Source organism: Vibrio rotiferianus, assembly GCF_002214395.1.
GTDB lineage: Bacteria > Pseudomonadota > Gammaproteobacteria > Enterobacterales > Vibrionaceae > Vibrio > Vibrio rotiferianus.
The window spans coordinates 234,599-246,344 of sequence record NZ_CP018311.1; the positions used below are offsets into that span (position 1 = coordinate 234,599).

At 42.4% G+C, this 11,746-nt stretch carries 10 protein-coding genes and 1 tRNA gene; 5 read left to right on the plus strand and 6 right to left on the minus strand.

The window, feature by feature from the left end; all coding sequences use genetic code 11:
* Window positions 1-81 precede the first annotated feature (81 nt).
* Together rnb and BSZ04_RS01220 are read left to right on the plus strand one after the other, a co-directional pair.
* A complete protein-coding gene (rnb, locus tag BSZ04_RS01215; RefSeq protein WP_038888089.1) occupies window positions 82-2,085 on the plus strand; it encodes an exoribonuclease II in 2,004 nt (667 codons plus the stop codon).
* A gap of 67 nt (window positions 2,086-2,152) precedes the next feature.
* On the plus strand, window positions 2,153-2,950 hold the full coding sequence (locus BSZ04_RS01220) for a helix-turn-helix transcriptional regulator (protein ID WP_038888091.1): 798 nt from the start codon (window positions 2,153-2,155) through the stop codon (window positions 2,948-2,950).
* Here BSZ04_RS01220 and BSZ04_RS01225 read toward each other — a convergent pair whose 3' ends face one another.
* Window positions 2,951-3,307 (minus strand): DUF3024 domain-containing protein, encoded by a 357-nt coding sequence (locus BSZ04_RS01225; protein WP_088879272.1) that lies wholly within the window; start codon window positions 3,305-3,307, stop codon window positions 2,951-2,953.
* Between the two features lie 156 nt (window positions 3,308-3,463).
* Here BSZ04_RS01225 and BSZ04_RS01230 point away from each other — a divergent pair, with 156 nt between their 5' ends.
* Window positions 3,464-4,291: a phosphate ABC transporter substrate-binding protein gene (locus tag BSZ04_RS01230; RefSeq protein WP_010451480.1), complete on the plus strand. Its 828-nt coding sequence runs from the start codon at window positions 3,464-3,466 to the stop codon at window positions 4,289-4,291.
* A 51-nt stretch (window positions 4,292-4,342) separates the two neighbouring features.
* Here the strand turns inward: BSZ04_RS01230 and BSZ04_RS01235 are convergent, their stop codons facing one another.
* Window positions 4,343-5,023, minus strand: a complete 681-nt coding sequence (locus tag BSZ04_RS01235) for a MaoC family dehydratase (RefSeq protein ID WP_088879273.1) — start codon at window positions 5,021-5,023, stop codon at window positions 4,343-4,345.
* 329 nt (window positions 5,024-5,352) lie between these two features.
* Between BSZ04_RS01235 and BSZ04_RS01240 the strand changes: the two genes are divergently transcribed.
* A tRNA-Ser gene (locus BSZ04_RS01240) sits at window positions 5,353-5,443 on the plus strand.
* 568 nt (window positions 5,444-6,011) lie between these two features.
* On the opposite strand, the gene BSZ04_RS01245 is transcribed toward BSZ04_RS01240, so the two are convergent.
* The 4 genes from BSZ04_RS01245 to BSZ04_RS01260 all read right to left on the minus strand — a co-directional run bounded on the left by BSZ04_RS01245 (window position 6,012) and on the right by BSZ04_RS01260 (window position 10,572).
* Window positions 6,012-6,635 (minus strand): trimeric intracellular cation channel family protein, encoded by a 624-nt coding sequence (locus BSZ04_RS01245; RefSeq protein WP_088879274.1) that lies wholly within the window; start codon window positions 6,633-6,635, stop codon window positions 6,012-6,014.
* Between the two features lie 66 nt (window positions 6,636-6,701).
* Window positions 6,702-7,922, minus strand: a complete 1,221-nt coding sequence (locus BSZ04_RS01250) for an MFS transporter (RefSeq protein ID WP_088879275.1) — start codon at window positions 7,920-7,922, stop codon at window positions 6,702-6,704.
* Window positions 7,923-7,978: 56 nt separating this feature from the next.
* A complete protein-coding gene (locus BSZ04_RS01255) occupies window positions 7,979-9,139 on the minus strand; it encodes a M20 aminoacylase family protein (protein WP_088879276.1) in 1,161 nt (386 codons plus the stop codon).
* Between the two features lie 101 nt (window positions 9,140-9,240).
* On the minus strand, window positions 9,241-10,572 hold the full coding sequence (locus BSZ04_RS01260; protein ID WP_088879277.1) for a D-serine ammonia-lyase: 1,332 nt from the start codon (window positions 10,570-10,572) through the stop codon (window positions 9,241-9,243).
* Between the two features lie 212 nt (window positions 10,573-10,784).
* Here BSZ04_RS01260 and dsdC point away from each other — a divergent pair, with 212 nt between their 5' ends.
* Window positions 10,785-11,723, plus strand: coding sequence for a DNA-binding transcriptional regulator DsdC (gene dsdC / locus BSZ04_RS01265; protein ID WP_088879278.1), 939 nt, complete (start codon window positions 10,785-10,787; stop codon window positions 11,721-11,723).
* Window positions 11,724-11,746: the final 23 nt, after the last annotated feature.

Below are 11,746 nucleotides of genomic sequence, written 5' to 3' on the forward strand. Positions count from 1 at the left end.
GCGAATTTGCGCGCTTTCAGTAGTAATAATAGCGCGCAATGATTATAGTGTGCCCAACTCCATTGGTAAGTTAAAAAAAAGATGTTTCAAGATAACCCACTATTAGCTCAGCTTAAGCAGCAAATCCAAGAAAATCTGCCTAAAAAAGAAGGCTCAGTCAAAGCAACTGATAAAGGCTTTGGCTTCCTGGAAGTGGATAGCAAAACCAGCTTCTTCATCCCACCAGCGTACATGAAGAAGTGCATGCACGGCGACAAAGTGGTTGCCATCATCCGCACGGAAAACGAACGTGAAGTTGCAGAACCACAAGAGCTGCTAGAACAAGCCGTAACTCGCTTTATTGGCCGAGTAAAAATGTTCAAAGGCAAGCTAAACGTTGCACCTGATCACCCACAGCTTAAAAAGCTATCTCTTAAAGCGAAGCTAAAGAAAGGTCTAAAACCTGACGAATTCGCAGAAGGCGACTGGGTTGTCGCACATCTTATTCGCCACCCTCTTAAAGGCGATAACACTTTCTTCGTAGAAATTTCTGAGAAGATTACTGATTCAAACGACAAGATTGCTCCTTGGTGGGTAACGCTTGCTCAAAACGATCTACCAAACTCTGAGCCAGCAGGCATCGAAAACTGGGAACTGAAAGACGACGCAGATCTAGAACGCGTCGACATGACTCACGTTCCTTTCGTAACTATCGATGGTGAATCAACCAAAGATATGGACGATGCACTGTACGCGAAAAAAACAGAATCTGGTGATTTCGAACTGACTATCGCAATCGCGGATCCAACCGCGTACATCACACCTGAAGATGATATGGATAAAGTCGCCCGTGAGCGTGGCTACACCATCTACCTTCCAGGTCGCAACATCCCAATGCTGCCTCGTGATCTAGCGGACAACTTATGTTCTCTAATCGAAGGTGAAATCCGCCCTGCTATCTGCTGTACAGTTACAGTAAGCAAAGATGGCGTAATTGGTGATGACATCAACTTCTTCGCTGCAAACATCAAATCTCACGCACGTCTTGCATACGACCACGTCTCTGATTGGTTAGAAAACGGCAGCTCAGACAGATGGCAGCCATCAGAAGAGATCGCAACTATCGTTCGTGACCTGTATGACTTCTCACTTGCTCGTGCAGATTGGCGTGAAAAGAACGCAGTTGTATTCCCAGATCGTCCAGACTACCGCTTCGAACTAAGCGAAGACAACGACGTTGTAGCAATCCACGCTGACATGCGTCGCAGTGCAAACCGCCTAGTTGAAGAGTCTATGATCACCGCAAACATCTGTGCTGGCCGTACACTTCGTGACAAGTTTGAAACGGGCGTCTTCAACACGCACGCAGGTTTGAAAGCAGAAAAGATCGAAGACGTCGTTCAAATGGTAAACCCTGAAGGCACGCTTGAGTTCACAGCGGAATCTATCGCCACATTAGAAGGTTTTGCTGCGCTACGCCGCTGGTTGGGTGTTCAAGAAAGCTCGTACCTAGATAATCGCATTCGTAAATTCCAAACTTACAGTGAAGTGGGTAACCAACCACTGCCTCACTACGCAATGGGATTGGACATCTACGCTACTTGGACATCACCAATTCGTAAGTACGGCGATATGATCAATCATCGCATGCTAAAAGCCGTGATTCTAAACAAAGAACCGATCCAAACACCAGATGATGAAGTTGGCGAAGAGCTAGCATTGCATCGTAAGCATCATAAAATCGCTGAACGAAATGTCTCTGATTGGCTATACGCACGTACTCTTGCAGACGAGCCAAACAAGCAAACGTGTTTCACAGGTGAGATTTTTGACATTAATCGTGCGGGAGCACGTGTCCGACTTCTCGAAAATGGCGCAGCAGCCTTTATTCCTGGTAGCTTGATTCTTGATAATAAAGAAAGAATTGAGTGCAATGGCGACAACGGTACTGTTTCGATCGATAAAGAAGTGGTATACAAACTGGGTGATACATTAGAAGTTATTCTAACTGATGTGAATCAAGAGAATCGCAGTTTGGTCGCTAAACCAACACAAGTATTTGCTGACGCTCCGGCAACTGATGCCAAAGAGACAGTAAGCGAATAACAGCTGTTCGTTAAAAAAGGCGCTCAAATGAGCGCCTTTTTTGTTTTTGTAAAAGACATAAGAGCCTATGCCGAATATACAGATACTACGTTTTAATCATTTTACTGCTAGAAAAAGTGAACGATACACAACTCCGCATAATGGCTTGTACATTGTTGAAGAGGGTTCACTGCTTGTCCACCAGCCCGATGGGCAAGAAATGGAATGGAAAGCTGGGGACTTCGCGCTTTATAACTCAGAAGACTTACTTACTGCTGAGTCACAAGCTGGTGAGAATGGCTTTCAAGCAACCGCCCTAGTCTTTGATAGCGAATTGTTGTCTAACCTTCACCAACTTGAAGGAGCGGCCTCAACAGCCTCTACAAGACTGTTCTACCCGTTTGATTCAAATCAGTACGGCGACATCGCGGTAGCAAAAGACCTATTAGTGAGCTTAGTTTCTAAACAGAAGAATGAATTAGCTCAATGCCACCTAGCGTTGGCGTTAATTGCAATGATGGCCGAAGTTCAACCTAACCTTCTTAGTATTATTAACAACGCAGGTCATCTGAGTGATTCACAAAAAATCATCGACTATATTGAGAAAAACATCGAGAAAGATATCACACTTGAGATAGTGTCCGCTGAATTAGGCATGTCTATCGCGACATTGAAGCGACGCTTAGCAGCTGATGACATGTCTTTCTCACATATACTAAAGGTAAAGCGTATTAACTATGCTGCTACTCAGCTAAGAGTATCGCAAAAATCAATCACGCAAATTGCGTTCGATTCTGGTTTCAAAAGTGCGGCTCATTTTAGTACAGCGTTCAAATCTGTGTACAACATGACACCGAAAGATTTCCGAAACCAAATCACTCGATAATTATTGCCAAAAACATGCTTGAGGATCGGACTCTAACTCCGCAATAAGATCCTCAAGCTCTTTACAGCGTGGCAAGCTTGAATAAGGTACCCACTCGCTGCCTTCTTTTTCCCCTTCGCTAGGAACAAAAAACAGCCATGTTTGCGTGTCTTCATGAAAGAGTATACGCGCAATGGAAGATGTGTATTCACTATGTTGAGAATCTAGCAAGTAGTGCGCATGGTATAGCTCTACACCATTATCAATTGGCTGATACAAACTTTTTCCTAACTCAACAGGTAAGCTAGCATTTCGCTTAGAACAAAATGTTTGAATCGCTTTATTAAGTCGACTCATAGCCAATCGAGAAACGGACATAGAGATACTCCTAGAACCTAACATCAGTATAGGTTGAACCTACCAACTAAGAGCAGTGTAAACCAGAACTATTTGGCAATCGTATTTCCCGTTCACAAAAGTGTAACCTGAACGAAATATCATATGCGCTGCTGTATACTATTTTTGGAGTTCAATATGTTACGTTTAACTATGGCAAGTATTTTAGCCATGGCTCTGTCTGCTCCTTTGGCAATCGCGAAGGAAATCAATATCTCTGGCTCAACGTCTGTTGCCCGTGTTATGGATGTTATTGCCGAGGAATACAATAAAGTCCACCCAGATAACTACATCGCTGTACAGGGCATTGGCTCTACCGCCGGGATCACTATGGTAAATAAAGGTGTGGTTGAAATCGGCATGAGTTCGCGATACCTCACCCAAAGAGAAAAAGGTGAAGACTTAAACGTCATTCCCATCGCCTATGATGGATTAGCCGTTGTTGTTAACCGTACCAACTCTTTAGATAACCTTTCAGAACAGCAACTTTTTGATATCTACAAAGGAAAAATAAATAACTGGCAACAAGTGGGCGGCAATGATCAGCCGATCGCCGTGGTAACACGTGAAGCCTCTTCAGGTTCTCGTTATAGCTTTGAAAGCTTACTTGGCCTAACTAAAGTCGTGAACGACCGTCTTGTCTCAGATATCAGCCCAAACAACTTAGTGGTCAACAGCAATAGCATGGTAAAAACCATCGTGAACCACAACCCTCATGCCATTGGTTTTATCTCAGTAGGCTCTGTCGATCAGTCGGTAAAAGCTATTCAGTTTGAAGGAACTACACCATCAGCAAAAAATATCGCGAGTCATAAGTACAAGTTGGCACGCCCTTTCTTAATCTTGTACAAAGTTGATGGATTAGATAAAGCAGGAAAAGAGTTCGTTTCATTCTTAAAGTCTGAAACAGGACAAAAAGCCATTGCCGATTATGGCTACACACCGGTTAAGAGCTTCAGCCAGTAAAAACAAAAAAAGAGAGCTAATTTTAGCTCTCTTTTTTTATCAATTCTTTGCTTAGAAGTGCAGTTGAATTACGGATACAACAACCGCACCTGGGCGACGTATCCCTTCAATTTCTACTTTTATCTCACGCTCAATCTCAAGACCTTTCTTAATTGGAGTGATCTTCGTTAATGTGCTTGATGCGCGTACGTTATTGCCTGCTTTGACTGGATATGGAAAACGAACTTGATTCAAACCAAGGTTCACAACCAGTTTCGCTGTTGGAAACATTGGCTTTTCTGGGTCAACAGAATCAGTCAACTTAGGCAGCAGCGCTAGCGTTAGAAATCCGTGAGCGATCGTTGTCTTAAATGGGGACTCGGTCGCGGCACGATCTGGATCAGTATGAATCCATTGCATGTCTTCTGTTACCGAACCAAATTGGTTAATACGCTCTTGAGATACGTGAACCCAATCACCAACATGGATCACTTCGCCAATTTTTTCGCTAAGCTCATCGAATAGAACTTGGGCTTCTGGCTTAAGTACGATCGGTTCAGGTTGAGGGATAACTTCCTCATTCACCGCTGGTTGCTGATGATCGCGTACTTTGGAAAAGAGGAAACTGTTTTGTGCCCTACCTAAGAAGTCACTCCAATAATCGCGCAGCGTTGGAGACATCCAATTCATAAACTCTGATTGATGAGCAGAAATCGCACCAACTTTGTCTTTAAATAGATTCGTGACCTTCATAAATACCCTTAGAGAAACTCAGCACAACTGGCTATACCAGTTAATTTTGAATTAGTTCACATTCTGTTGCAAATACTTTCGGGCGAACACATGTATACTCAAAGCCTAGTTATCCTTTAATTTCATAAACTTACCAATAAAACGCTATTTTATTATACAAGTCATCATTAAAGTCATTGCTCTACTATCTAGCGATTTCCGCTCTCTTTCTTTCACCTTTCATGCGCAACAGCACAGTAACCACTGATTACAAAACAGGCAAACAGTTCATTTGCCGCTAATCAATGCTTTACAAGTTCTATGCCACAACATATTATGTGCCCCGCAACGGAGAGATGGCTGAGTGGTTGAAAGCACCGGTCTTGAAAACCGGCATACGTTAATAGCGTATCTAGGGTTCAAATCCCTATCTCTCCGCCACATTTAGAAAGCTCGTTGAGAAATCAACGAGCTTTCGTCGTTCTGGCGCTTGGAAAATTGCGGGATTTCTAAATCCCTAGTCGTGTGAGACCTGAGCACTCCGCCACATTCCAGTAAAAAGCCCGCTAAGAGATTAGCGGGCTTTTTCGTATATCAGCGGTTTAAAGGGATTAACCTAAATCCCTCCTTGAATGCAAGCCCAGACTAGGCGTCCCCGAACTCCCCCACATTTAGAAAGCCCATTGAGAAATCAACGGGCTTTCGTCGTTTTAGCATTTGGAAAATTACGGGATTGCTAAATACCTAGTCGTGTGCGACCCCAGCACTTAGCCACACTCCAGTAAAAAGCCTGCTTAGGAAATTTGCACTTTTTATTATATGTGCACATTCAATATAACTTACTTTACACATGCTAGCGTTAGGGCGACCACTAGACCAAGTAACTCAAATTAGATAATACGCTAATTGCCATATGTAATTAAAATCAATTATCACTAATTAGTTAGCGTGAAATACATAGAGTTCTCAAAGATATCCAATAAAACTTCATATCTCCATCAATCTAATTTTAATCATTTACTTTGCTCATTAGGACTTGAGGTAGTGAAAGATTATAGTTAATAGAAATAAGCCGAGAGACTAGCACTGTGATAACGCATAGGAAAAAGGCTTTGGTATTTGAAATACCTAGATTTAAAAATGCAGTATAAACCATACCACCTATCAAACATGATGTTGCGTATATTTCTTTTTGAAGAACAGATGGCACTTCTCCGGTAAGTGCATCACGGAGTATGCCTCCACCACATCCTGTAATCACGCCCATTATAATAGCAACTGTGTATGAGCCTTGATATTGCATCGCTTTTTCAAATCCAATACCAACAAAAACCGCGAGCCCTATTGCATCAGCGAGAGACAATACCCAGTTTGGTATGTACTTCTGCCGCCTGATAGCAATAATAGTTGTAATACAAGTTACAAGGATTACCCATAAATACACACTGTCTATCATCCAGAATACAGGCGTAGCACCTATCGCCATATCTCGAACAGTCCCACCACCGATAGCAGTCAAACTTCCAAGCACTACGGCACCAAAAGCGTCCATGCGAAACTTGGAAGCAACTAAAACTCCTGATATCGCAAAAACAGCCGTTCCGAATATATCGAAAATATAAATTAATGACATCTTTGATCTATACCAAATAAAAATTAGCCCTCTGCGATGAGGGCTAATTTCTTTTCATCTAAGTACTTAAGCAGTTGCTGCAGTCGCTTGTAACTCTGTAGCTTCGTTTTTTGGAAATAAGAACTGAGCGGCGATAGGACAAATAACTAAGATCACAAGAACATAATAGAATGCGCTAACAAAACTTCCCGTCATATCCACTAAGTAGCCAACGATTTGCGTATTAACTGTGGCTAAGATATATGAAGCCAACCAGAATGTAGACATAGCAAACATAATTGTGTTTGTTGATGGGTTCTTAAGAAGCTCTCTTGGTAGAGAGAAGATAAAACTAAACCAAGATGAAAGCATCATACCAGCACCAAACGCTCCAACTACAATAATGTACTCATTGGAACCAAAGAACATCATGTAAGTAGTTACCGCCATTATTACTGATGTTACCGCAAAGAGCTTTTTGTAAGGGATACCTTTACCTTTTAACCAGATAGAAAGAGCAGCACCAACAACAATTCCTATTTGGTTAATTGATGGGGCTAGATAAGCAATACTATCTGCAGGTAGGTTAGCATATTCCGCATAATATGTTGGTAAGTAAGTGAATGGAACTAGCAGCATTAGAAGGCCACCAACATACTGAACAACCATACTCCAAACAACTCGAGATCTTACAGCTGTTTTAATCTCAGCTCGTTTCTCTTCCTGTGTAGGTTCTTTTGCTCTTTCTTGCTTGAAATCTTTAAAGAAAATCATCCACGCACCAGCAAATGCAAGAGTAATCCAGCCATAGGCTGCTAGCAGAGGCTTCCATCCACCAGCAAAGCTAATAATTGAACTAGCAAACATTAAAATGATCGCCGAGCCGATAACATTTGGAATGCCATTAATACTATTTAACTTGGCTGCCGTTTTTGGCTCAAAGTAGTGCGCTACTACGGGAACCATTGATACCAGACACATTGCCCCACCCAAGCCATTCAGGAAGCGGATGAGAACAAGCGTATAAAAGTTTTCTGTAAACGGTATAAATATTGCCGAACCCACTAAAACCAAAGCTAGCAGATAAGACTTCTTGATTCCTAACTTATAAGTAACAACTGCAACACCTAGTGCGCCGAGTATTTTAGCCCACAAGATAGCGTTGGTCATCATTGCAGACTCTGCTACACCAACACCAAAATCCTGCATGATTTGAGCACCAACCGCACCAGTGGTAGCCCACGAAGCACCGAATATTAGGTACACTGAGAACATCAAAAATTCAACAATATACTTTTCAGATTTCATTCTATTAACCTCATTTATACCCTTAGAATTTAAGGGAGCTGATTCTATTTATTCTTTTAGGCTGGAAGATTGTGTTCTACTAGCTTGACGAACATTGATGCTCCAGTGGTGATGATATTGTCGTTAAAGTCGTATGATGGGTTATGAAGTGATGCGCCCTCGTTACCTACGAAAAAGTAGCACCCTTCAACAGCCTGAAGCATCCACGAAAAATCCTCACTGCCGGATAAAGGACGACAGTCAGCATTAACTTTTTCCTGCCCAATAAGCTCCGCGGCAATTTGGGCAACGAGTTGTGCCTGTTTAGGGTTGTTTATGGTTGCTGGGCAGCTTCCATCACGGATAGTAAGAGTCGCAGTAGCACCGTAGGATTTGGCCGTCATTTCTACAACTTCATGAAGGCGTTTTAATGTAAGTTGTCGAACACCTTCATCAAACGCGCGAACACAACCTTTTAGAGTCGCAGTCTTTGGCATAATGTTGTAGGTCCCACTACCAGCATGCACGTCCGAGAACGAGAGTACTGCTGACTCTAAAGGAGAGATATTGCGTGAAACAACCGTATGAGCAGCCATGATGATATTGCTCATAATCAGAGGTGCATCGAGCATCCCTTCCGGCATCGCAGCATGGCCTCCTTTGCCTACGATCTCTATATCGAAACGATCGCAGCTCGCTTCAATTGCACCCTCACGTAACCAAATATGGCCCTCTGGGACATGAGGCATGTTGTGCTGCCCATAAATGACATCACAAGGGAATCGTTCAAAGAGACCATCATCAATCATCGTCTTAGCGCCGGTCAGCTCTTCTTCTGCCGTTTGAAAAATGAAGTGGACGGTACCGCTAAACTCTCGACCTTGCGCCAAGTACCATGCAGCGGCAAGCAACGTTGCCATATGACCATCATGACCACAGGCGTGCATTAACCCTTTCTTCTTTGATACATATTCAAAGTCATTGAGTTCTTCCATTGCCAAAGCATCCATATCAGCCCTAAGCCCGACGACTTTATCTGATGGATATTTACCTTTCAGAACACCAACTAACCCCGTCCCTCCAATGCCCGTATGCACTTCATCAAAGCCGAAACTTTCTAGAAACTCCGCAACTATTTTTGCTGTTTCATGCTCTTGATAACTCAACTCCGGGTTCATATGTAACTGTCGTCGCCACTCAACGAACATTTCCTTGTTGTTTTCTATTTCTTTAATCATTGTTAGGTACTCTTGTTTCTTGAATTGAATTTAAATCTTTTGAAGCTTTCTTTATTGTTGTTAGAGAGGTGAATGAGCACACCTCTCTGATTTTTATGGGGTTATTTATCTGACTTCGCGAGGTAAGCGGCCATTTCTTCAGGCGGAACCATTCCGCCTCCAGTGGCCCAAACAAGGTGGGTCGCGTTTTTCATCTTGTTTGTAGTTAGGTTCATACGATTGAGGTATTCAGCATTTTTCGAAACATGCGCAGGACCAGCCATGCCTGATAATGCTGAAGGCTCTAGTTGAATATCTTCTAACTCAGATAGTTCACCTAGATGCTTGTACATATTTTCATCAGAGATTGTGTAAAAACCATCGAGTAGACGTTCCATTGCACGCCCAACGAAACCAGAAGCTCGACCTACAGCGAGGCCATCTGCTGCAGTTAAGTTATCAATACCTAAATCCTGCACCGCAATAAGGTCATGCAAACCGGTATGTACTCCTAAGAGCATGCAAGGAGAATGGGTCGGTTCGGCAAAGATACAATGAACATTGTCTCCAAATGCTAACTTGAGACCAAAGGCCACTCCGCCAGGACCTCCTCCAACACCACATGGTAGATAGACGAATAGCGGGTGATTTTCATCTACAACAATCTCCATATCGTTAAATTGATCTTTCAGCCGTTCCCCTGCGACTGAATAACCGAGGAACAAGGTTCGCGAGTTTTCATCGTCAATGAAGAAGCAATTAGGGTCTTTATCAGCCTCTCGACGACCATTTTCCACTGCAACGCCATAGTCTTGCTCATGCTCAATAACCCTTACTCCGTGTGAGCGTAGTTTTTTCTTTTTCCATTCCCTTGCGTCAGCTGACATGTGCACAGAAACTGAGAAGCCAAGCTTTGCACTGATGATTCCGATTGACATGCCTAGATTGCCGGTAGAACCTACGGCAATACTGTACTGGTTGAAAAATTGTCGAAACTCTTCACTAAATAGCTTGCTGTAGTCATCTTTTTTCGAGAGTAACCCAGCTTCAATCGCGAGTTTTTCAGCATGAGTAAGCACTTCATAAATCCCACCACGTGCTTTGATTGAGCCAGAAATTGGAAGGTGGCTATCTTTTTTTAGGTAGAGTTGCCCCAAAATCTCGGTGTCATATCGCTCTTCTAGTTTTGCCTTCATGTTCTCAATATTCACAACATGAGACTCAATTATCCCCTTTGAACTTTTAGTTTCTGGGAATGCTTGGACAAGGTAGGGGGCAAAGCGTTTCAGCCTATCGCTAGCGTCTTGAGTATCACTTCTATCAAGACCAACATAAGGTAATCCCACTTCCACTGAAGTTGTATTAGGGTTGAACCAGACGATTTCTTCTAACTCAATTAGTTTTTTAACAAGAGGAAATTTATCTACAAGTGTGGAGACTTCTTGATGAGTCATATTGTCTTCCAATTAACGGTTGATTCTTGCTAGGAATTAAATCAAAAAGAAAAATGGTCAACAAACGATATAAATTCACCGCTGTGTGAATTGAATTAAAACAAAAACGTGATTCTTGTTAAAATTAATGAAATATCCTCAGCTCGGTTTAAATTAGATTAATCAAGCGTGATATATTGGAGTTTAGTCATCTACTACTAACTACTTTCACGATGTACTCCAAAGACAATATTTTTTCTAAGAACCATCGAATCAGCAGCTTCCAACTTTCTAAGTTGCACACTTTTGAAGTTGCTGCACGCCACAACTCTTTTTCTCTTGCCGCAGAAGAATTATCAATGACTCCTAGTGCAATTTCGCACCGCATTAGCAAACTTGAGGAAGAGCTAGGGATCATGCTGTTTTTACGTTCTCACCGAAAAGTTGCTCTTACTGAAGACGGGGAGCGTATCTACTCCGCTGTAAACAGAATACTAAACGAGATCAATCAGGAGTTGAGTGATGTGAAGAATGGAGATATCTCAGGAGATCTAACCGTTTACTCTCGTCCATCATTTGCTCAAAGTTGGCTAGTCCCAAGAATTCATACGTTTATAAAACAATACCCTTCGATAAAACTAAATATTCTCACTGGTAATGAAAATATCAACTTTCAAGGGCATGGGATTGACGTTGCCATTTACTTCAACGACGAAATACCTAGCAAACTCTGGTACCAAGAACTGATGGAAGAAAGCATTATCCCTGTCTGTACCAAGGAATACGCAGAGCAAATGAACTTGGCTGGGAATGTAAACAATCTCAAAAACGCAACTTTACTTCATGATAGACAGGCTTGGGATTACAACTCTCATGACAATGAATGGAGGCTATGGGCGGAGAGCAATGACGTATCCGTACTTGACGAGACCTCAAGCATTTCATTCGATCGCTCAGACTTGGCAACTACGGCGGCAATGCACAACGCAGGTATTGCGATGGGGAGAGTGTCTTTAGTCGAGAGCATTTTAAGTTCAGGGCAATTAATCACGCCCTTTGCTGATAAAGCCGTGCTCTGCAAGCACAAATACTACATCGTAACAGCGAAGAAGACACACTCTCGCAAACTTGAGCTGTTTATCCAGTGGATTAACCAACAAGTCGCGAGATAATTTATGCTTTCATTAAATTTGTA